18 protein-coding genes and 1 pseudogene are annotated in these 22135 nt (G+C 64.1%); 11 read left to right on the forward strand and 8 right to left on the reverse strand.

What is annotated here, in order from left to right; all coding sequences use genetic code 11:
* Positions 1-178: 178 nt before the first annotated feature.
* Together cysC and cysD are read right to left on the reverse strand one after the other, a co-directional pair.
* Complete coding sequence (gene cysC / locus BGO16_RS17015; RefSeq protein ID WP_292620266.1) at positions 179-2104, reverse strand: adenylyl-sulfate kinase; 1926 nt, start codon at positions 2102-2104, stop codon at positions 179-181.
* Between the two features lie 25 nt (positions 2105-2129).
* Positions 2130-2936 (reverse strand): sulfate adenylyltransferase subunit CysD, encoded by an 807-nt coding sequence (gene cysD, locus BGO16_RS17020; RefSeq protein ID WP_292611839.1) that lies wholly within the window; start codon positions 2934-2936, stop codon positions 2130-2132.
* A 245-nt stretch (positions 2937-3181) separates the two neighbouring features.
* Here cysD and cysG point away from each other — a divergent pair, with 245 nt between their 5' ends.
* The 7 genes from cysG to BGO16_RS17055 all read left to right on the forward strand — a co-directional run bounded on the left by cysG (position 3182) and on the right by BGO16_RS17055 (position 9933).
* Positions 3182-4615, forward strand: a complete 1434-nt coding sequence (cysG, locus tag BGO16_RS17025) for a siroheme synthase CysG (RefSeq protein WP_292620267.1) — start codon at positions 3182-3184, stop codon at positions 4613-4615.
* On the forward strand, positions 4612-5376 hold the full coding sequence (locus BGO16_RS17030) for a phosphoadenylyl-sulfate reductase (RefSeq protein WP_292620269.1): 765 nt from the start codon (positions 4612-4614) through the stop codon (positions 5374-5376). The genes cysG and BGO16_RS17030 overlap by 4 nt, the downstream gene beginning before the upstream one ends.
* A gap of 120 nt (positions 5377-5496) precedes the next feature.
* Positions 5497-6486 carry a sulfate ABC transporter substrate-binding protein gene (locus tag BGO16_RS17035; RefSeq protein ID WP_292620271.1) on the forward strand — a complete coding sequence of 330 codons (990 nt, stop codon included), beginning with the start codon at positions 5497-5499 and terminating at the stop codon, positions 6484-6486.
* A 24-nt stretch (positions 6487-6510) separates the two neighbouring features.
* Positions 6511-7347: a sulfate ABC transporter permease subunit CysT gene (gene cysT / locus BGO16_RS17040; RefSeq protein ID WP_292620273.1), complete on the forward strand. Its 837-nt coding sequence runs from the start codon at positions 6511-6513 to the stop codon at positions 7345-7347.
* Positions 7348-7359: 12 nt separating this feature from the next.
* Positions 7360-8229 (forward strand): sulfate ABC transporter permease subunit CysW, encoded by an 870-nt coding sequence (cysW, locus tag BGO16_RS17045; RefSeq protein ID WP_292620274.1) that lies wholly within the window; start codon positions 7360-7362, stop codon positions 8227-8229.
* The gene (locus BGO16_RS17050) at positions 8219-9268 is read left to right on the forward strand and encodes a sulfate ABC transporter ATP-binding protein (protein WP_292620275.1); all 1050 of its coding nucleotides are present in this window, start codon (positions 8219-8221) and stop codon (positions 9266-9268) included. Before cysW ends, BGO16_RS17050 begins: the two co-directional genes overlap by 11 nt.
* A 143-nt stretch (positions 9269-9411) precedes the next feature.
* A complete protein-coding gene (locus tag BGO16_RS17055; RefSeq protein WP_292620277.1) occupies positions 9412-9933 on the forward strand; it encodes a CAP domain-containing protein in 522 nt (173 codons plus the stop codon).
* A gap of 72 nt (positions 9934-10005) precedes the next feature.
* Here BGO16_RS17055 and BGO16_RS17060 read toward each other — a convergent pair whose 3' ends face one another.
* Both BGO16_RS17060 and BGO16_RS17065 read right to left on the reverse strand, forming a co-directional pair.
* Positions 10006-11331 carry an oligosaccharide flippase family protein gene (locus BGO16_RS17060; protein WP_292620314.1) on the reverse strand — a complete coding sequence of 442 codons (1326 nt, stop codon included), beginning with the start codon at positions 11329-11331 and terminating at the stop codon, positions 10006-10008.
* Between the two features lie 159 nt (positions 11332-11490).
* Positions 11491-12333, reverse strand: coding sequence for a protein-disulfide reductase DsbD domain-containing protein (locus BGO16_RS17065; RefSeq protein WP_292620279.1), 843 nt, complete (start codon positions 12331-12333; stop codon positions 11491-11493).
* Positions 12334-12470: 137 nt separating this feature from the next.
* On the opposite strand from BGO16_RS17065, the gene BGO16_RS17070 reads away from it, so the two are divergent.
* Positions 12471-13121, forward strand: a complete 651-nt coding sequence (locus BGO16_RS17070; RefSeq protein ID WP_292620280.1) for a YqgE/AlgH family protein — start codon at positions 12471-12473, stop codon at positions 13119-13121.
* Positions 13122-13325: 204 nt separating this feature from the next.
* Here BGO16_RS17070 and BGO16_RS17075 read toward each other — a convergent pair.
* The 3 genes and pseudogenes from BGO16_RS17075 to BGO16_RS17085 all read right to left on the reverse strand — a co-directional run bounded on the left by BGO16_RS17075 (position 13326) and on the right by BGO16_RS17085 (position 18225).
* Positions 13326-13852, reverse strand: a pseudogene (locus BGO16_RS17075) (DUF6886 family protein).
* Between the two features lie 62 nt (positions 13853-13914).
* Positions 13915-16803, reverse strand: a complete 2889-nt coding sequence (locus tag BGO16_RS17080; RefSeq protein ID WP_292620283.1) for an EAL domain-containing protein — start codon at positions 16801-16803, stop codon at positions 13915-13917.
* A 423-nt stretch (positions 16804-17226) separates the two neighbouring features.
* Entirely contained in the window at positions 17227-18225 is a 999-nt protein-coding gene (locus tag BGO16_RS17085) for an NAD(P)H-quinone oxidoreductase (protein ID WP_292620285.1), read from the reverse strand.
* Positions 18226-18341: 116 nt separating this feature from the next.
* Between BGO16_RS17085 and BGO16_RS17090 the strand changes: the two genes are divergently transcribed.
* Together BGO16_RS17090 and BGO16_RS17095 are read left to right on the forward strand one after the other, a co-directional pair.
* Positions 18342-18536 carry a DUF1192 domain-containing protein gene (locus BGO16_RS17090; RefSeq protein ID WP_292620286.1) on the forward strand — a complete coding sequence of 65 codons (195 nt, stop codon included), beginning with the start codon at positions 18342-18344 and terminating at the stop codon, positions 18534-18536.
* Between the two features lie 436 nt (positions 18537-18972).
* Entirely contained in the window at positions 18973-19494 is a 522-nt protein-coding gene (locus BGO16_RS17095; RefSeq protein WP_292620288.1) for a DUF1465 family protein, read from the forward strand.
* Between the two features lie 239 nt (positions 19495-19733).
* Here BGO16_RS17095 and rpmE read toward each other — a convergent pair whose 3' ends face one another.
* The gene (gene rpmE / locus BGO16_RS17100) at positions 19734-19961 is read right to left on the reverse strand and encodes a 50S ribosomal protein L31 (RefSeq protein ID WP_292620290.1); all 228 of its coding nucleotides are present in this window, start codon (positions 19959-19961) and stop codon (positions 19734-19736) included.
* 149 nt (positions 19962-20110) lie between these two features.
* On the opposite strand from rpmE, the gene BGO16_RS17105 reads away from it, so the two are divergent.
* Positions 20111-22009, forward strand: coding sequence for an ABC transporter transmembrane domain-containing protein (locus BGO16_RS17105; RefSeq protein ID WP_292620292.1), 1899 nt, complete (start codon positions 20111-20113; stop codon positions 22007-22009).
* The last annotated feature ends 126 nt before the right edge of the window (positions 22010-22135 follow it).

The raw sequence follows: 22135 nt of genomic DNA on the forward strand, positions 1-22135 counted from the left end.
GCGAATGTCAAATTCACTCCACTAGAGTCTGATCCAACCAAGTCGGGTCAGACTCTAGCGCCAAAGCCGGCGTCGTGCGCCCCTACAAAAGGTGAATAATCCCGCTGAAAAGCCAAACGACCGCCGCGATGCAACTCGCGGCGGTCGTCCACGTCCAGCACCTGCGGAATTCGCGGGCTCAGATGTTGGCGGCGACGTCGGTCAGTTCGTCGAACAGAATGCCGGTGCTGATCAGCATCCGCTCGATCTCGCCAGCGGCCTCAGACACGGTGCGTGATGATGTATCGATCGTCAGTTCCACCGATTCCGGTGGCTGGTAGTCGTTGCCGATGCCGGTGAATCCGTGCAGCACGCCGGCGCGCGCCTTGGCGTAATGGCCCTTCGGGTCGCGGCTCTCGCAAACATCAGCCGGCGTTGCGACATAGACCTCGCGGAAGGCGGAATCGGCGATGCGCCGCGCGGCGGCGCGATCCTCGCGCGACGGCGAGACCGCCGCCACGATCGCCACATGGCCGTTGCGCGCGAGATGGGCAGCGACTTCCGCGAGCCGACGGATGTTTTCAGTGCGGTCCTGCGGCGAGAAGCCGAGGTCGCCGTTCAGTCCGGCGCGCAGCGTGTCGCCGTCGAGCAGGATCGGCGAACCGCCGTCGCCGAACAGTTTTCGCTCCAGCGCGCGCGCCAGCGTCGATTTCCCCGAACCGGGCAGTCCCGTCAGCCAGACGACCGCGCCGTTGTGGCGATAGCGCGCGGAGCGCTCATCCGGGCGCAGCGCCGATTCCACCGGCACGATATCGACCGGCACCGCGCGCTGTCCCGCGTCGACGCTCAGCACGAGACCGCCGCCGGCGATGCGTCCCTGGACTTCGATCACGAGACGGCCGGTGCGGGGGTTGTCGACGTAAGGATCGGCGGCGAGCGGCTGCGCCAGCGAGATGTCGATTTCGCCGACATGATTGCGCGCGATCGCCTTGGCCTCGGCGCTTGCCAGTTCGCCCGGATCGACCGCCTTCTCGATGGCGACGACGACGGCGCGGGTTTCCTTGTTGCCGAGCCGCAGCAGGATGGATGCGCCGGCCGCAAGCGGGGTCTCGTGCAGCCAGAAGATGCGCGCGCGAATCCGCCGCGTATCGCGCGGCGCCGACCCGACATGGGCGATGACGTCGCCGCGCTCGACGAACAGTTCGCGATCGAGCGTGATGCCGACGGACCGTCCGGCGCTTTGCGCGCCCGCCGGACGTGCCGGCCAGCCCTCGATGCTGCGGATCTTCGCGATCTTGCCGGCCGGCATGATGACGATCTCATCGCCCGCGGCCAGGCTGCCCGACTCGATGCGGCCGGCGACGATGCGCCGATCGTCGAACTTGTAGATCGCCTGCACCGGCAGCCGCAGCGCCAGTTCGTCCAGCGGCCGCGCCGGGAGCAGCGCATCGAGAGCTTCGACGACGGTCGGCCCTTTGTACCATGCAATCTTCGCGGTGCGGTCGGCAACGCCGTCGCCGTCGCGCGCGGAGATCGGAATCACCGCCGTCGGCGCGAGGCCGAGGCCGGTCAGGTGCGCGGTAATCTCGTCGCGTATCGCGCCGAAGCGTTCCGCGCTGAAATCGACGCGGTCCATCTTGTTGACGACGACCGCGACCTGTTTGACGCCGAGCAGATGCAGCAGATAGCCGTGCCGCCGGGTCTGGTCGCGCACGCCTTCGAGCGCGTCGATGATCAGCACCGCGCCGTCGGCCTGCGCCGCGCCGGTAATCATGTTGCGGAGAAACTCGGCGTGGCCGGGCGCGTCGATCAGCACCACGTCGCGCGAACGGGTGCGGAAGCGGATTTGCGTGGTGTCGATGGTGATGCCCTGATCGCGCTCGGTCTGCAGCGCATCAAGCAGGAACGACCATTCGAACGGCATGCCGCGCCGAGCGCTGACGGCTTTCAGCATCTCCAGCTTGCCGTCGGGCAGGCTGCCGGTCTCGTGCAACAGCCGTCCGACCAGCGTCGACTTGCCGTGGTCGACGTGGCCGACGATGACGATGCGGACCTGTGGACGTGTGGTGCCGTTCGGTGTCGCGAGGATGGTATTCGGTGCGATGGTGGGGGCGATCATATTCATCGGAAAACGCTCAATTCGATTCAGGTCAGAGATAGCCGGCGACCCGAAGCCGCTCGAACGCGTCTTCGGTTTCATGATCGAGCGCGCGACCGGCGCGTTCCGGGATTTTGCTGCCTTCAAGCTCGATCAGGATCTCATCGATGGTCGAGGCGGTCGACGCGACGGGGAAAGTGATGTCGGCATCGCCGAGCGAGCGATAGCGCTTGCCGTTCTTGGCCAGATAGAGCGGAATGATCGGAATGTTCTCACGCTTGGTGTAGGCCCAGATGTCGGCCTCGGTCCAATGCAGGATCGGATGGATACGCAAGTGCGCACCTGGCGGCGGCGATGCGTTGAACTGGTCCCAGAATTCCGGCGGCTGGTCGCGCACGTCCCATCCGCCCTCAAGGCCGCGCGGCGAAAACACCCGCTCCTTGGCGCGCGTCGCTTCCTCGTCGCGGCGAATGCCGGCGATCAGGCCGTCGAAGCCGTATTTGTTCAGCGCGAGCTTCAATCCCTCGGTCTTGCGCGCCGCTGACCGCGCGGCCGGCGGCAACGTCGGGTCGACCGCGTCGATCGGCGGGCAGTAATCGACCTTGAGATCGAGATTCCATTCCTTGGAATAGCGCTCGCGGAACGCGTACATCTCGGGAAATTTCTTCTCGGTGTCGACGTGCAGCGCGGGGAACGGCACGCGGCCGAAGAAGGCCTTGCGCGCCAGCCAGATCATCACGTTGGAATCCTTGCCAAGCGACCACAAGAGCGCGAGCTTTTTCAACCGGGCGAAGGCTTCCCGGAAAATGTAGATGCTCTGCGCTTCCAGCGCATCGAGGTGGTCCATTCCAGGCTGCATGGCCTGCTCCTTGGCTTACATGCGCGATCGACGGCCGAGCCGCTGATTGTCGACGTCAGCGGTAGCCAAAATTGCGGATCCGGGGGGCTGAGAAGATGCATCTCTTCTGTGGGGTATTTGGAAGTAGGAAATTCTATACTTTTGTACCCACATAGAAGAAATAATTTTCTGTTTGATGCGCTTGCAAGATACATAAATAGAAAATAATTTCAGTCAACCCCGCTGTTGGGGAGAAGAAGAACCGAATGAAATTCCTTCCGATCTTTCTCGATTCGCGCGCCGGTCCGATCCTTCTGGTCGGAGCGGGCGATCCGGTCCGGGCCAGGCTGCGCCTGCTGCTTGCCGCGGAGGCGCAGGTGCGCTGGCATGCAACCGACGGCGACTTCGCGGTCGCCGGTCTCGATCCTGCCGCCGCATCGCGGATCGAGCGTGTAGACGACCCCGCAACGATCGGGCTGAACGAAATCATTGCGGTGTTCTGCGCAGGTGCCGGCGAAATCGGCATTGCGGTGGCGGCGCGAGCGCGGGCGGCGGGTTTGCCCGTCAATGTGATGGACGATCCCGCGCATTCGAGTTTCATCGTTCCGGCGGTCGTCGATCGCGGCGAGGTCGTGGTGGCGGTCGGCACCGGCGGTGCATCGCCTGTGGTGGCGCGCCGCGTGCGCGAGCGCATCGAGGCGCTGTTGCCGGCGCGAATCGGCGATCTCGCAGCGCTGATCGGGCGCTGGCGCAAGCCGGTTCACGATCGCATTGCTCATGCGCCGTTGCGTCGCCGCTTCTGGGAGCGTGTCGTCGATGGTCCGATCGGCGCTGCGGTTCTCGCCGGCCGCTCCAATGAGGCCGACGACGCGCTGACAGCGATCGCGGATCCGTCCGCTTACGCGGGCGAACAGGCGTCGCGACAGGCCGAAGGCCGCGTCACGCTGGTCGGCGCGGGGCCGGGCGATCCGGATCTGCTCACCGTCAAGGCGCTGCGCGCGCTGCAGGACGCCGACATCGTCTTCTATGACGAACTGGTCTCGCCGGAAATCCTCGATCGCGCGCGCCGCGACGCCGCGCGGGTCCCGGTGGGTCGCCGCGTCGGCAAGCCCGGCATCGGCCAGGACGCGATCAACCGCCTGCTGATCGATGCGGCGAAGTCGGGGCAGCGCGCCGTCCGTCTCAAGGGCGGCGATCCCTTCATTTTCGGGCGTGGCGGCGAAGAGGTCGAGGCCCTGCGCGAGGCCGGTGTCGCCTGTTCGGTGGTTCCGGGAATCACGGCCGCGCTCGGTGCGGCTGCGGAATCAGAGGTGCCGCTGACCTTCCGTCACGAGGCGCTGCGCGTCACCTTCCTCACCGCTCACAAAGCGCGGGATGCAGAGAGTGTGGACTGGTCGGCGCTGACCGACCGGAAAATGACGGTCGTCGTCTACATGGGAATCACGGCGGCCGATGCGATCTGTTCCGGGCTGCTCGCGGCCGGACGTTCGCCGGAAACCCCGGTCGGCGTGTTCGCGCGCGCCACCTGCCCCAATGCGAAAGCCGTCGTCGGCACCCTGGATCGCCTGCCGGCGCTGGTTCGCCGGATCGACGGCGGTCCCGCGATTCTTGTGATCGGCGACGTGGTTTCGCGCTCCGCGCCGTGGCGCGATTCAAACCTGACGCCACTGTTGCAGACATTCCAGATGGCCGCCGAATGACGTCTTCGCGCGATAATGAAAGCGCCGCGGCACGCGCGGCGATACGATCGGCGTCGACGGTGGCGCGGTCTGCGTTGCCGTCCGCGGCGGCGCTGAACGACGCGTTGGGCGATGCCTCGCCGGCGGAGGTGATCGGGGCGGCGCTGCGCGCGATCGGGCGCGACCGCCTGGCGCTGGTGTCGTCATTCGGCACCGAATCGGCGGCGCTTCTGAAGGTGATGGCGGAGGTCGATCCGGCCGTTCCCGTGATCTTCCTCGACACCGGATGGCTGTTCGAGGAAACGCTCGCCTATCGCGACACGTTGATCGCCGCGCTCGGGTTGAAAGACGTTCGCTCCATTCAACCGTCCGAGGATGCGTTGAAGAGCGAGGACCCCGATCGCGAGTTGTGGTTCACCGATCCGGACGCCTGCTGCCGTATCCGGAAAGTGGAGCCGCTGGCGCGCGCGCTGACCTCCTTCGACGCCTGGATCAATGGCCGCAAGCGGTTTCAGGGTGGCTTGCGCGCCGACATTCCGGTGGTCGAGGATGACGGCGCGCGGCTGAAATTCAATCCGTTCGCGAACGCCTCGCGCGAAGACATCGAGGCGATCTATGCGTCGGCGAAACTGCCGCCGCACCCGCTTGTCGCCTCGGGATTCCGTTCCGTCGGATGCATGCCATGCACCTCGCGCGCGACCACGGACGAGGAAGCGCGCGCCGGCCGCTGGCGCGGCAGAGCCAAGACGGAATGCGGCATCCACACGATGAAGACTTCGTAGTGGAATGATCCTGCGCCGCCGCAAACATTGAAATGTGGTTTCGTTGACTTGAAGCTGCCGTTTGACGAGTTTCATGGGCCCGCGGCGATGATCGCGCGAGCGGGCCTTATGGAGATGAAAATGCTTCGTCGTAGCTTTATGGTCTTGGCCGGATTGATCTGGGCTGGCTCTGCCTACGCGGCCGACGTCTCGCTGTTGAATGTGTCATACGATCCGACGCGCGAACTCTATGTCGATTTCAACAAGGCGTTTGCCGCGCACTATCAGAAGGAAACCGGCAAGAGCGTCGAGATCAAGCAGTCCCACGGCGGGTCAGGAAAGCAGGCGCGTTCGGTGATCGACGGTTTGCAGGCGGATGTGGTCACGCTGGCTCTGGCCTATGATATCGACGCGATCGCCGAGCGCGGGCTGCTGGCCAAGGACTGGCAGAAGCGGTTGCCGCAGAACTCCTCGCCCTATACGTCGACGATTGTCTTTCTGGTGCGCACGGGCAATCCCAAGGGCATCAAGGACTGGGACGATCTCATCAAGCCGGGCGTCAGCGTCATCACGCCGAATCCGAAGACCTCCGGCGGCGCGCGCTGGAATTATCTGGCGGCGTGGGGCTATGCGCTGAAGAAATTCGGTGGAGAGGACAAGGCAAGACAATTTGTCGCCGATATCTACAAGCACGTTCCGGTGCTCGATACCGGCGCGCGTGGCTCGACCGTCACCTTCGTCGAGCGCGGCGTTGGCGATGTGCTGCTCGCCTGGGAGAACGAAGCCTTTCTCGCGCTCAAGGAATTCGGAAAGGACAAGTTCGAGATCGTCGTGCCGTCGGTCTCCATTCTGGCGGAACCGCCGGTTGCTATCGTCGACAAAGTGGTGGACAGGAAAGGAACGCGCGCCGTCGCCGAGGCATATCTGAAATACTGGTATACTGCGGACGCCCAGGAGATCGCGGCGCGCAATTTCTACCGTCCGACCGATCCCGAGATCATCAAGAAGTATGCCGATGCTTTTCCCAAGGTTGAATTGTTCAAGATCGACGATGTGTTTGGCGGCTGGACCAAGGCGCAGAAGGTCCATTTCGGCGAGGGCGGCATCTTCGATCAGATCTACCAGGACTGATGCGACGGGGCGGAGCGGGGCGACGTGAAAGGAGGATCGGGACGACGACGGACCTTGCCGGGTTTCGGCCTCACCATGGGGCTGACGCTGACATGGCTTTCGATCATCATCCTGCTTCCCCTTGCGGGTCTGTTCCTCAAGTCGTTCGAATTGAGCCTCGCCCAGTTCGTTGACATCGTCACCAGCCGGCGAACGTTGAACGCGCTGAAGATTTCATTCGGGCTCGCGTTTCTCGCCGCGCTGGTCAACCTGGTGATGGGCGGCATCATCGTCTGGGCGCTGGTCCGTTACCGTTTTCCGGGGCGTCGCATCTTCGATGCGATCGTCGATGTTCCGTTCGCATTGCCGACCGCCGTTGCGGGGATCGCGCTGACGACGCTGTTCGCGCAGAACGGCTGGCTCGGCGCGCCGCTGGCCGAGCTCGGCATCAAGGTGTCGTTCACGCCGCTCGGCATCTTCGTCGCGATGGTGTTTATCGGCATTCCCTTCGTGGTTCGCACCGTGCAGCCGGTGCTGATCGATCTCGATCCGGAGATCGAGGAGGCGGCCGCGAGTCTTGGGGCCAACCGCTGGCAGACAGTGTCCCGCGTCATTCTGCCGAGCCTTTTGCCCGCGCTGCTGACGGGCTTTGCTCTCGCATTCGCGCGCGCGGTTGGTGAATACGGTTCGGTGATCTTCATCGCCGGCAACCTGCCGAACGTGTCGGAGATCGCGCCGCTGCTGATTGTGATCCGGCTGTCTGAATTCCGCTATGCCGACGCCACCGCGATCGCCGTCGTGATGCTGCTGGTGGCGTTCCTGGTCATCTTCGCCGTCAACCGGATGCAACGCTGGGCGCAACTGCGCGTTCCGGCGCATTGAGAGGCGACGTCGATGCCCAAACCCGCGATCGCGGTGCCGCTGGAGCGGACCGATGCCCGCTCCGAACCGCGCTGGGTGCGTGGTCTGCTGATCGGCTTCACGATCCTGTTTCTCACGGTATTCATCGTGCTGCCGCTGGTGATCGTGTTTGCGGAAGCGTTCGCCAGAGGGACGTACGCCTATCTCGCCGCGCTTGCCGATCCGGAAGCCCAGTCGGCGATCAAGCTGACATTGATAGTCGCCGTGATTTCGGTTGGCCTCAACCTGGTGTTCGGGCTGATCGCCGCCTGGGCCATCGCGAAATTCGAATTCCCGGGAAAGACGCTCCTGATCTCGCTGGTCGACCTGCCGTTCTCGGTGAGCCCTGTCATCTCCGGTCTGGTGTTCGTGCTGCTGTTCGGTGCGCAGGGTTTTCTCGGACCCTGGCTGCAGGATAACAACATTCAGCTTCTGTTTGCGCTGCCGGGTATCGCGCTGGCGACCACCTTCGTGACGTTTCCATTCGTGTCGCGCGCGCTGATCCCGCTGATGCAGGAGCAGGGGACGGCAGAGGAGGAAGCGGCGCTGTCGCTGGGAGCCTCAGGGCTCCAGACCTTCTTCCGGGTCACGCTGCCGAACATCAAGTGGGGCCTGCTCTACGGCGTGCTGCTGTGCAATGCGCGCGCGATGGGCGAGTTCGGCGCGGTGTCCGTCGTCTCCGGGCACATCCGCGGCGAGACCAACACCATGCCGCTGCTGGTTGAAATCCTCTACAACGAATATCAGTTCGTATCGGCGTTCGCGATCGCCTCGCTGCTGGCCCTGCTGGCGCTGGTCACGCTGGTGGCGAAGACTGTTCTCGAACGGCATCTCGACGAAGGGCAACGACCGAGTGAGCATTGAAGTCCGCAATATCGTGAAAAAGTTCGGGGACTTCGCCGCGCTGGATCACGTCGATCTCACGGTGCCGCATGGCGAGCTGATGGCGCTGCTCGGCCCGTCGGGGTCCGGCAAGACCACGCTGCTGCGTATCATCGCCGGGCTCGACTGGCCGGATTCCGGAGAGGTCGCCTTCGACGGCGAGAATGCGCTGTCGCGCGCGCCCGGCGAGCGTAGCGTCGGTTTCGTGTTCCAGCATTACGCGCTGTTCCGCCACATGACGGTGTTCGAAAATGTCGCGTTCGGCCTGCGCGTGCAGCCTCGTTCCGTTCGCAAGGACGAAGCCACCATCCGCGCGCGGGTCAAGGAGCTGCTGGACCTGGTTCAGCTCGACTGGCTGTCGAGCCGCTATCCGAGCCAGCTTTCGGGCGGCCAGCGTCAGCGCATTGCGCTTGCGCGCGCGCTGGCGATCGAGCCGCGCGTGCTGCTGCTCGACGAGCCGTTCGGCGCGCTCGACGCCAAGGTGCGCAAGGAATTGCGGACCTGGCTGCGCTCGCTGCACGAGGAAATCAACGTCACCTCCATCTTCGTGACCCACGATCAGGAGGAGGCGCTCGAAGTCGCCAACAGCGTCGTTGTGATGGACAAGGGACGCATCGAGCAGATCGGAACGCCGACGGACGTCTATGACAATCCGCAGACGGCGTTCGTCCACGGCTTCATCGGCGAGTCCATCGTGCTGCCGGTCGAGGTTGACGACGGCCGGGTACGGCTGGGCGACACGCCGCTGAATATCGCCGCCGAGCGCGGCAATATGGGACCCTCGAAGCTGTTCGTTCGCCGCCACGACATGCAGATCAGCCCGCCCGGCTGGGGTGGCCTCGAAGGGACCGTGCGGCGGGTGCGGACCTTCGGCCCAATCCAGCGGGCTGACATCGCCGTGTCAGGCAACCGGGGCGAAACCATCATTGAAATCGATGTGCCGCGCGACCGCGAGCTTCGCGATGGCGAGGTTGTCGGTTTGCAGCCGCGGCGCTATCGCATTTTCGCAGACCCGGCCTGAGATCGTTCACCTTTCAGCCACGGTTGGTATGCAACAACTCGAAGGACCGCTGGCAGATTTAAGTTGGTCGTGTCCTTTCGAATCCGAAGTTCGCTACGGAAGGCACAGCCTGGTGAGGCGAACTTCGGATTCAGGACATAAGAATGATCCGCACCTTTGCCGCGATTTTCGGCTTTCTGGTTCTCGCCGGTTGCGCCGCGGACAAGCCGCCTGCTCCGGAGCAGCCGGCGTTTTACCTCGACATGGCCCACGGCGGGGCGAAGCTGGATCCTGCTGTCGCGGCCTCCATGATTTCGGGCTACCGCGCCAATAACGGCCTTGGCCCGGTGACGGTTGATCCGGAACTGATGCAGGTTGCCGAAACGCAATCCATGGCCATGGCCAAGCGCAACAAGATGGACCACAACGTGGCCGGGACGTTGCCGAGGCGGCTGGCGGCGGCGGGCTATCCGGCGACGCTGGCGGTCGAGAATATCGGCGCGGGCTATCATACCCTCGCCGAGGCGTTCTCGGGCTGGCGCGATTCACCGCCTCACCGGGCGAACATGCTGAAGAACGGCGTCACAAAACTGGGCATTGCCGCGACCTATGCTCCGGACAGCAAATACAAGGTGTTCTGGACCCTGGTTCTCGCGTCCACCTCACCCGTCCTCGCTGCGCAATAGCCGGTGCGAGGTGATCTCCCTCTCCCGCAAGCGGAGAGGACGGGGCGAAAGGAAAGAGAAAAGAGCCCGCCGCTACGTCTTCTTCCCGAACGCCAGCACATGCAGGCCCAGTCTGCGCCGCACGATCCAGAACAGCAGCACCGTCTCGAACGCAAGCGACATCGAGGTGGCGGCGGCGGCGCCGTGGCCGCCGTAGCGTGGCACCAGCGCAAAGCACAGCACGACGTTCATGCCGAAGGCCAGCGCGTAAGCCGATGCGCAGGCGTGCTGATGGCCGAGCATGTTGAGCAGCCGCTCGACCGGGCCGATGGCGGAACGCACCACGAGTCCGATCGCGGCGACGAACATGATGCTGTAGCCGGCGACGAACTGCGGCCCGAACAGCCACAGCATCGGCCTGCCTAGCGCGAGTAGCACCAGCGTCGCGGCGAGCGATGGCCAGAACGTCCACTTGATCGCATGCGTCACATAGGCCGACAGCCGCTCCCTGTCGCCGGCGGCGTGATATTCGGTGAAGCGGTGAGCGGTCGTCGCCGACATCGCGTAGTGAATGAAGGACACCAGCGCCAGCGTCTTGACCACGGCGAAGTAGACGCCGACCTCCTCGGAGGAACGGAACTGCTGCAGCACCAGCACGTCGGTATACGACAGCAGCAGATAGAAACTTTCGACCAGGAGGATCGGCAGCGACACCGCGAGCCAGCCGCGGAAATCGTGCTGCTTCGGGCCCGCCGTGACGACAGTGCCAAGCCTGCGGTTGAGCACGATCATCTGTCCGATCATGGCGACCCACACCGCCGCCGTGCTGGCCAGCATCGCGATGGCGGCACTGAGATGGAATCCGAGGGCAAAGGCGCCGGCGGTGAAACCGATGATCAGCGACTGCCGCACGATGAATTGCGGCATCAGTCCGAGCCGCATCCAGTCGTGCGAACGCGCGATGCCGTCCTGGGTGTTGGCGACAACGAAGGCGGGCAGCGTCAGGCAGCCGATATAGAGCGGCAGGACCGTCGCTGCATCGATCCACGGCGACAACAATCTGACGAGGCCCGCGAGCAGCAGCGAGATCAGCGCGGCGACGATGAACGTCATCCAGCGGCTGCCGCTTAGGAAGCCGCGCAGCCGCGCCTCGTCGCCGCTGGCGCGATATTCCGGAATGATCTTCTGCGCCGAGGCCGAGATGCCGAAGTCCATCATGCTGCCGAGCAGCAGCACCCAGGTCCAGACATAGACATAGACGCCGTAGTCGGAGCCGCCCATCCAGCGCGCCAGAAGAATCTGCGCGACATAGGCGAGCCCGGCGCTGATGACGCGGATGATGAAGATTGTGCCGGCGAGGCGCTTTGTCAGCGAAGCCTCGTTTGATCCATTCAGCATCGCGCGCAACCGTCCGACCATGACGGGCGATCGCCTCGCGGGTGCGGATGGAGCGTCCGTTACGGCCACGGCGGAATCCTCGTGAGGCGGGAGTGCGCCACGGTCTGGAGTTAGCAAGGATTCGTTAAGATTCGGTTGGGCGGGAGATGAACGGACGCGCTGTCGGCGGGGATTCCGCACTCAGTCCAGATTGATGTTGAATTCGTAGGCCTGCTTGCCGCCCACCAGCGTCAGTTTCAGGGCGGCGCCGTCCGGTTTGGTGTCCGGCGGCAGGCCGTCGAGCTTGAACGAAAACCGTTTCACGCCGCGCGGCGCCCGATTGAGCCGCGTCGGAATCGGCAGCGCCCAGTCCGGCGTCGGGCCTTCGACGAACAGGCTGACGTCGTCCTTGGGGTCAGAGGTGGCCACATCGACGGTCACGGTGGATTGTCCCTTGCGTGTCACGTCACGGATCGTCAGCGGATTGGGATCGCCGACCCTGGCTGGCTTCGGCACCGTGTCGAGCGCGGCCGCCAGCGTGCTGTCCTCCGTGCTGGCGACGCTGACGAAAGGAAGCTCGATGTTGGCCTCGACGGGAACGCACAGCTTGGCGCACACGGCATAAGTGATGGTGGCACGGAGCGTGATCGGCTTGTCGGCGTTTTTGGCGGCGATGCGCAGCGGCAGCACGACCTGATCGTGGTAGCCGAGCGAATGCCCGCCCGCGCCGTCGGGAAATTTCGACGGCGCGGGCCACAGCACGGTCACGGCGTCGACGTTGTCCGACCTGGAAAAATCGAAATGCGGAGGCACCCCGGAATCGCCCGGCGTGCGCCAGTAGGTTTTCCAGCCCGGCTCAAGCTGAAACGCGACGCCGCCGAGCAGCACCGCTCCGCTGCGCGAGCCTGCGAGCAGGCGGACCGCGGAGTGGTTGCCCTGCTGCCAGGGCGAGGCGTCCTGAGCCGCCGCAGCAGCCGAAAGCGCGAGCGCCAGCAACCCGACCGCAACGCCGGATCTTGCATGGAGGGTAATCCTGGTGGTCATCCGACGTCCTTACAGGCTGGTGCCGCGCCAAACCATTGAAATGCTTGTGATCCGCTGCTTAGTCATGGCGGGGAGGTTGATTGACAGAATGGACGTCCAATATCAGGATGTGAGGGCAACATGAGGGTCATTTGCTGATGAATCCAGCCCGTAAGAGGCCCGGCAGGGACCGTCGTCAGGCGGACGATGCGGACGCCGACGATGCGGATCGGAGCTATCTGGACGGCCAGTTGCTGATCGCGATGCCGGTCATGGAAGATGAGCGGTTCGCGCGCTCGGTGATCTATGTTTGCGCGCATTCCTCCGAGGGCGCGATGGGAATCATCCTCAATCGGCCCGCCGGAAGCGTCGACTTCACCGATCTGCTGGTGCAACTCGACATCATCAAGAGGTCCGACCGGATCAAGCTGCCGGAAACCGCCGAGGCGATGAAGGTGATGAAGGGCGGCCCGGTCGAAACCGGCCGTGGCTTCGTCCTGCACTCAAGCGATTTCTTCATTGAGGATGCGACGCTGCCGATCGACGAGGGCATCTGCCTGACCGCGACGCTCGATATTTTGGAAGCGATCGCGAAAGGCGCCGGCCCGAAACATGCGATTCTCGCGCTTGGTTACGCCGGCTGGGCGCCGGGCCAACTCGAGACCGAAATCCAGGACAACGGATGGCTACATTGTCCGGCCGATCCGGACCTGATCTTCGGCCGCGACATCGAGGACAAATACGCCCGCGCGCTGCACAAGATCGGCATCGATCCCGGCATGTTGTCGAACGAAGCCGGCCACGCCTGAGCGGACGGTTTCTGTTTTTATGGCCGCGGCATTATGCGCTGACCTGATCCGCGATGAGCGAGTGCGGGCAAGCGCTGCGCCGCGGGAACCGGCAATGGGAGAAGGCACGGGCAAGCTGTTCGTGCACTATTATGTTGCGTGTCGCGAAAATCCCGAAGCCCGCAGCATAGCGGGGTTTTAGGAGTTACGCGACAAGATCGCTGCCTACACCCATCCCTTCGCATTGCGCAGCCTGATTCCGCTGGTGTGAAGGGTCGTTTCCCAAAGAGGTTTCAAGGGAAGCAGGCTATCGACCACCCGCAGGTCCACGCCCCGGGGGCGAAGGTTGACGGCAGGTTGAGAAGGGTGTCGCAACCTAGTGGCTTCACGGCCACCCGGCTAACCCACATGCCTGCATCGTGCAAATCCTCAAAGCTATCGGTGGGTAGATCGTAGCGGTGTATCGCGACGTTCGTGAGACCGGGAAGCTGTTCACGTTCGACGTAAGCGGCTGCGCGATACTCGCCTAGCCATTCCATCCTGTCGGCGTCGTTTGTTTGTTCGGTTGCCCATATCAGGATGCGCGGGCAGTCGCGGGGGAACAGGTACATAAAATCCATCCGCTCCTCGATGGCCCATACCAAGGGGGCATTCAGCCATTCCATGCCGGGCGCGCGTTGAGACGGCACCATCACCGAACGCGGCATGAAGGTGGCTATGGCGGAATCATCGCTGAAGTGAAACAGGCGCATGTTGGCTACTCAACCTGTCCGGCCAGAGCGGAGACGTTGATTCAGCCCCGCTTCGTCACGCTTCAGCTCGCGGCCTCGAGCCGCTCCTGGGCCAGCAGCCGCATGGTGGCATCGGCGTCCATCGGCTCGCCGAAGGCGAAGCCTTGCGCGTATTCGCAGCCCAGTTGATAGAGTTCCACCGCATCGGAATCGGTCTCGGCGCCTTCGGCGATCACATCCATGCCGAGATCGTGCGCCAGCGCGATGATCGACTTGAGAATAACCGGCCGGCTGCCGCGACTCGTGGTGCGAACGAACGACTGATCGATCTTGATGGTGTCGAACGGAAATCGCTGGAGGTAGGACAGCGAGGAATGGCCGGTGCCGAAGTCGTCCAGCGCGAGGGCGACCCCGAGTTCGCGAATCCGTTGCAGCATATGCGCGGCATGCTCCGGATTCTCCATGACAAGCGATTCGGTCAGTTCCAGCTTGAGCGTGCCGCGCGCGATCGAGGAGCGCGACAGAACGGAACGGACGTCCTGAATCAGGTCGTGGCGCAGCAATTGGCGTGACGAGACATTGACGCTGGCGAAGATCGGTGCGCGCGACCGCATGGCGCGCTGCCAGATCGCGAGCTGGCGTGCGGTCTGGTCCATCACGAATGTGCCCAAATCGACGATCAGGCCGGCTTCCTCGGCGATGGTGATGAACTCGTCCGGCGCCATCCGCCCGAGCTTGGGGTGGTCCCAGCGCGCCAGCGCTTCGAATCCGGCGATCGAGCGGTTCTCCAGGCGGACGATCGGCTGGTAGAGGAGGGTGATTTCGCGTCGTTCCAGGGCCCGCCGCAGGTCTCCTTCCAGCGTCAGCCGGTCGTTCTTCCGGGCGCGCATCGCGGGCTTGTAAATGTCGATGCGGTCGCCGCCGATGCGTTTGGAATGGTACATCGCCAGTTCAGCGTCCTTGACGATCTCCTCCGTCAACGGCGTTTGCGGGTCGCTCAGTGCGACGCCGATCGAGGCGGTCAGGAAGATCTCGCGGTCATTGAAGCCGATCGGCGCGCGGATGGTCTTGCGCATGGTTTCGGCGAACGCGGTGATGCGCGATGGGTCCTGCTCCGACATCAGGATAAGGCCGAACTGGTCGCCGGCGAGCCGGCCCAGCGTATCCTGGGGTTTAAGGATGCGCGTCAACCGCCGCGCCAGCGTCAGCAGGATCGAATCGCCGACCGCGATGCCGACGGAATCGTTGACCTGCTTGAAGCGATCGAGATCGATCACCATCAGGGTCGGCCGCAAGCCGGGCACGGTCTTGGCGAAGGTCGCCACCGCGTTGAGGCGGTCGATGAACAGCTTGCGGTTGGGCAGCCCGGTCAGATTGTCGTGCACCGAGTCGTGCAGCATGCGTTCTTCGGCTTTTCTGGTCTCGGTGACGTCGGTGAGGGTGCCGACCACACGTGAGACCTCGCCGTCAGATCCGACCACAGGACGCGCCTTCAGCGCGAACCACATGAAATGGCCGTCGGGCGTGCGCAGCCGGAAGTCCTGCACCAGACGTCCGCGGCGCTGGTCGAGCACGCTGTCCAGAGCCGCGCGGAACCGATCCTGGTCGAGGGGATGCAGCACCTCCAGCCAGGTCGCCGCCGGGCCTTCGAGCGCGCCGCGTTTCAGGCCGAGCAGGCTTTCGGTCTCGGGACTGGTGAAGACCTTGTCGGCGGAGACGTCCCAGTCCCACACCAGATCGCCCGAGCCCGTCAGCGCCAGCGCGCGGCGCTCGACGTCGGAGACCACGCCGGCGGCGGCGCCGCCACCGGCGAAAGCGTGCTGCATCACCGTGAATCCGATCAGCATCACGATCAGCACGAGGCCGCCGAGCAAGGCCGGGCCGACGATGTCGTTGGTGACGTTGCCTTCGATCGTCATGGCGGCGGCGCCAACCCACACCACCAGCAGGAACCAGGTCGGGATCAGCAGCACCGCGCGATCGAAGCCGTGAATCGCGAGATAGACGATCAGCCCGAAGCCGAACACCGCGATCAGCGCCAGCGACATCCGCGCGATGCCGGAGGCGACGGCGGGATCGAACAGAGCCAGCGCCACCAGCGAGCCGAGGAACGCCAGCCAGCCGAGCGTGATGTGCGAGTAGCGCACGTGCCAGCGATTGAGATTGAGATAGGCGAACAGGAACACCAGCAGCGTCGCGGCCAGGATCGCCTCGCCCGCGGCGCGCCAGATCCGCTCGGCGCCGGCCGACATGTCCAGCACCTTGCCCCAGAAGCCGAAATCGACGCCGATATAGACCAGCACCGCCCAGGCGAGCGCCGCGGCCGCCGGGAACATGATGCTGCCCTTGACCACGAACAGGATTGTCAGCACTAGCGCCAGCAGCCCGGAGATGCCGATGACGATACCTTGATACAGGGTGAAGGAGTTGACCTTGTCCTTGTAGGCGTCGGGTTCCCAGAGATAGAGCTGCGGCAGCTTGTCGGTGCGCAACTCCATGACGAAGGTGATGACGGCGCCGGGATCGAGCGTGATGCGGAAGACGTCGGCGGTGGCGCTCTCCTGCCGCTCGGGGCGGTCGCCGGTCGAGGGGGTGATGGTCGCGATGCGCGATTGTCCGAGGTCCGGCCACAGCAGTCCCGACGACACCAGGCGATAATGCGGCGCGACGATCAGGCGGTCGAGCTGGTCGTCGGTGTTGTTGGCAAGCGCGAACACCACCCAGTCCTGGCCGCCCTCGCGCGCGCGCACCTCGACGCGGCGGACGATGCCGTCGGTGCCCGGCGCGGTCGAAACCTGAATGCGGTCGCTGTCGCTATGCTGATGGTCGAGGATGGCGGTGAGATCGATGGCGGGCGCGTCGCTGCGGACGCTGACGGCGTCGATCGCGCGTGCCGGTGATGCCGCGATGAACATCGCGATGAACATCATGAGGGCCGGCGCGATCCGCGCAAGCCACCTGATCAGACGCAATGTCAATTCCCCACGTTCAACATACACTCCCACCGCATAGCGCGCGACACGGATCGGTCCAGACGAATCTGCGAATCTGTATGTCACAGAATCGGTATGTCACAGAATGACAGCGAATTCGCGCGAACCCGCAAAAATCAGCTTTCGCCGAACCCGGCGGCCGCGCGAGATAAATGGCATAATTGCGGACGGAATTATAGGCTTTAGAACGTTTTCGAGCGAAGCATGTCCTCGGGCTTGCCTTGAGGATGGAGTCCGGCTCGCGTGAAGAAGACGCGTCAGAATTTTCCAGAGCATGATCGATGATCCCGAAAAAGCCTGCCCCGGATTGATCCGGCGTGAAAGCCGGTTTTCGGCTAAGATTATGCTCTCTCAAAAAAGATCAGGCGCGGAGCCTGATTCAACGCGAATCTTCGCGGGCCCCTAAACCGTCAACACAATTTTGCCAATATGTGAGCCGGTTTCCATCCGCCGGTGCGCGTCCGCCGCTTTGTCGAGCGGGAAGCTGCTGTCGATCAGCGGCTTGATTCGCCCCTCGCGCATCAGCGGCAGCACCTTCGCTTCGATGGCGCTGACGATTGCGGCCTTGTCGGAGATCGAACGCGGCCGCAGCGTCGATCCGGTGTGATGCAGCCGCTTGACCATCAGCTTGCCGAAATTGACGGCCGCCTTCGCACCACTGAGGAATGCGATCTGGACGATGCGGCCCTCGATTGCGGCGGCGGCGTAGTTCCTCTCGATGTAGTCGCCGCCGACCATGTCGAGGATGACATCGGCTCCGCCGCCGCTGGTCAGCGCCTTCACCTCGGCGACGAAATCGTGGGTCCTGTAGTTGATGGCGTGATCGGCGCCGAGCGTGAGGCAGGCGTCGGCCTTGTCCTTCGACCCGACGGTCACGATCACCTTCGCGCCGAACGCCTTGGCGAGCTGGATCGCCATGGTGCCGATACCGGACGAGCCGCCATGGATCAGCAGCGTCTCGTTGGCCTTCAGGGCGCCACGCTCGAACACGTTGTGCCACACCGTCATCAGCGTTTCCGGCGTGGCGCCGGCTTCCAGCATCGACAGTCCGGGCGGGATCGCCATCGCGATCGATTCATGGGCGACGCAGAATTGTGCGTAGCCGCCGCCCGAGACCAGCGACATCACCTTGTCACCGGGCTTGTACCGGCTGACGCCCTCGCCGAGCGCGACCACCTCGCCGGCGACTTCGAGCCCGGGCAGGTCGCTGGCGCCGGGAGGCGGCGGATAGTTGCCGATCCGTTGCAGGAGGTCCGGCCGGTTCACCCCGGCGACCTCGACCCGGATCAGGATTTCGTTTGTATCGGGCACGGGAACCGGGCGGCTCTCCGGCACGAGGACCTCTGGCCCGCCGGGTTTGCTGATGCCGATGACGGTCATTTGCGCGGGCAGCTTTTCCATGGTTTGTCCCTGGAAAGCGAAAGTTAATGAGGTTTGACCAGTCTATAGCGCTTTTTAGCATTTTGCGCGAAGAGGCGCTGAGACGGGACGCGAATGATCGAGCCGGGGCAGCATCGATGGCGAGCGAGGACGACGACAACAAACCGCGGAAAAAGATCGCTCACGAGATCGGACAGGATCTGTCGCTGCTTTCGGTGGACGAACTTGGCGAGCGCATCGCGCTTTTGACCGCGGAGATTGACCGCCTGCGGGCCGCGGAGGTGAAGAAGCGCGCCTCGAAGGACGCCGCCGACAGCTTTTTCAAGTCGTGAATGCCGCCCGAAACAGGAAAGAAAAGAGCTGGACACGTCCTGCCCAAATTGCAAACGAATGCTGAAGAAATTCGTTCGTTTACGATCTGTTAAGCTTTCCCGGTTATGACTGGAATGTCCTTCATTGGACATCGAGTGGCTTCCTGTCCACTCTGTTTGACGCCTCCCTGTTATCAACTTCAAAGCCGCCGGAAACGGCGGCTCTTTTTTGCCTTGCGGCATTCCGGTTGATCTTGCGGGTTGACCCCTTGCGCGCGTCATTTGCCGCTTTACGGGTTCGAAACGGCGCGCGTTCTCGGCATCTCTTAACGCTCGTTAACCTTTGCGGATACCTCCGCTGGACTCCCGCCCTCCGGCAGGCAATGATTTGTTCATCATAAGCCGGCTCGCAAGAAAGCCCGGCAGGCGGGTTTTCCAGTTGCGTGAGGCGTGAACCATGTCCGATGCATCGACGGGCGATACCGGTCCCATCCAGTTCAGCGAACATCTCGCCGGTTCTTCGGCGTTCACCGCCCTGTTCCGGGAAGGCATGGATCTGGTCGAGGAAACCGCCGCCTATCTGGACGGCGACGGCCGGACCGAGGCGAAATCGCTGGAGCGTTCGGTCAGCCTGACCTACGCGACCGAAAGCATGCGGCTGACCACGCGGCTGATGCAGCTCGCGTCGTGGCTTCTGCTGCATCGCGCCGTGAAGGAAGGCGAGATGACGCTGGCGCAGGCCAACCGCGAAAAAACCAGGGTGAAGCTGACGGCGGCGGATCCCGGTCCCCGGGACATGGTCGGGAAACTGCCGGAGCAGTTGCAAGACCTGATCGCGCGGTCGATGAACCTGCAGGCGCGGGTGCGCCGCCTCGACACGACCATCCATGCGCCGGCCGCCCAGCGGGGGCCAACCGGCAATCCGCTGGTGCCGCACCTCAATCGTCTCAGGGAAGCCTTCGAGCGCCAGACCGGCTGAATCCTGACCGTTTCAGGGTCTGGCGTCGTTCAGAGCGAGTTCACCGCGCCGATACATCGCGCGTTAAATTTATACGGGCCCGCCGGGGCTTGGTCCCGGATACGCCCCGATGCGCGGCTGGCGAATGCGCTGCGGAAGCGAAAAGGCGCGAAAAAAGCCCCGAGCGTGCCGGGACTTTTTCGAATGTCGGGGATCGCGTCAGGCTGCAGGAATGACCTGTACCAGACCTGTACCAGCGCTCAGTCCTTCTTGAGGAAGCCGGAGAACTTCTTCTGGAACCGGGAGACGCGGCCGCCGCGGTCGAGAATCTGCTGGGAGCCGCCGGTCCAGGCCGGATGCGACTTCGAATCGATGTCGAGGTTCAGCGTATCGCCCTCCTTGCCCCAGGTGGAACGGGTCAGGTACTCCGTGCCGTCGGTCATCATGACCTTAATTGTATGATAATCCGGATGAATCTCGGCTTTCATGGCATGTCCTTGCAGCGCGGAAGGTTATGGGCGAATTTCGTCCGCTCTATATCGCACCAAGGTTTGACGGACAAGCGCGCCTTGCGCATTTGCCAGCGCGCGCGGGGAAGCCTATTACGTGCTCGGTCAGCAATATGATGGTCAGGCGGATGAGTTCGGTCGAAGTGCGTGAGAATACCTTGAAATCCCAGGCCATTGCGCTGCCGCTCAATGGCGCGCCGAAAGCCGATGGCCTCCCCAAGCAGGAATCCGGCGCCGCCGGGCCGGCGGTGACCGGTCCGGCCCCGACGTCCTCCGGTGCCCGCGGTGCGCGGTTGCGACCGCTGCTCGCGCTCATGCCTTATATCGCCCGCTACCGCGGACGGGCGCTGCTCGCGCTGGTCGCGCTGGTCGTCGCCGCGTTGACGACGCTGGTCGTGCCGCTTGCGGTGCGCCGGATCATCGATTTCGGCTTCACCTCCGAAGGCGTCGCGATGATCAACAGCTATTTCAGCATGATGATCGGCGTCGTCGCCGTCCTCGCCGGCGCCAGCGCGGCGCGGTATTTTCTTGTGACCACCACCGGCGAGCGCATCGTCGCCGATCTCCGCCGCGACGTGTTCGCCCATCTGATGTCGCTGTCGCCGGTGTTCTTCGATACCGCCCGCAGCGGCGAACTGATCTCGCGGCTGACCGCTGACACGACCCAGATCAAGTCTGCGGTCGGCTCCTCGATATCGGTCGCGTTGCGCAACGTGGTGCTGTTCGTCGGCGCCGCCTCGATGATGGTCATCACCAGTCCGCGCCTTTCTGGTCTGGTGCTGGCGGCGATTCCACTGATCGTGCTGCCGCTGGTCGCATTCGGGCGCTGGGTGCGGAGGCTGTCGCGGAGCGCGCAGGACAATCTCGCCGACGCCACGGCCTATGCCTCTGAACTGGTCGGCGCGATCAGGACGGTGCAGGCCTACACCAACGAGCGGCTGGCCGACACTCGTTTCGGGACTGAGGTCGAGCAGGCCTACACCGCGGCGCGCAGTTCGGCGCGCGCCCGCGCCGTGCTCACCGCGATCATCATCTTCATCGTCTTCACCAGCGTGGTGCTGATCCTGTGGATCGGTTCGCGTGACGTGCTGAGCGGCGACATGACGCCGGGCCGGCTCGGCCAGTTCGTGCTCTATGCCGCATTCGCCGCGACCGGCCTCGGCCAGTTGAGCGAAGTCTGGGGCGAGGTCGCCGCGGCATCGGGCGCGGCCGAACGGTTGTTCGAACTGCTTCGCGTCAAGCCGGTGATCGCTGCTCCCCCGTCGCCGCGCGCGCTGCCGGTACCGTCGCGCGGCGACGTCGCGCTGGACAATGTCAGCTTCGCCTATCCGTCGCGGCCGCAGGTCAAGGCGCTCGACGGCGTCTCGCTGGCCGTGAAGCCAGGCGAGAAGGTTGCCATCGTCGGCCCGTCCGGCGCGGGCAAGAGCACGCTGTTTCACCTGCTGCTGCGGTTCTATGATCCGGCCTCGGGCACCATCTCCTTCGACGGCGTACCGCTGCGCTCTGCCGATCCGCGCGAGGTTCGCGCGCATATTGCGCTGGTGCCGCAGGATTCGGTGGTGTTCGCAGCTTCCGCGCGCGAGAACATTCGCTTCGGCCGGCCGGATGCGTCCGACGCCGATGTCGAACGCGCGGCCGAACTTGCGCACGCGACCGAGTTCATCCGCCGGTTGCCCGGCGGTTTCGATGCGCTGCTTGGCGAGCGCGGCGTAACGCTGTCCGGCGGACAGCGCCAGCGCATCGCCATCGCCCGCGCGATTCTGCGCGACGCGCCGCTGCTGCTGCTCGACGAGGCGACATCGTCGCTCGATGCCGAATCCGAGACGCTGGTGCAGACCGCGCTGGAAGAACTGATGAAGCACCGCACCACGCTGGTGATAGCGCACCGGCTCGCAACCGTGCTCTCCTGCGACCGCATCATGGTCATGGACCAGGGCCGGATCGTGGAGCACGGCACCCACGCCTCGCTGGTCGCCGCCAACGGACTCTATGCGCGGCTGGCGCGGCTGCAGTTCGAGGGGGTCTAGCACTTCCGCCCTCTCTCCTTTCGTGGGAAAGGGGGGAAACAATGAGCCAAACGCATCCGCGCCTGGTGAGGGTGAAGCTGAGGGGTGAAGCAGTGTCGGAACCCCCCCCCATCCGCCCCTCACTCC

The sequence above is a fragment of the Nitrobacter sp. 62-23 genome, from assembly GCF_001897285.1.
Classification (GTDB): domain Bacteria; phylum Pseudomonadota; class Alphaproteobacteria; order Rhizobiales; family Xanthobacteraceae; genus Nitrobacter.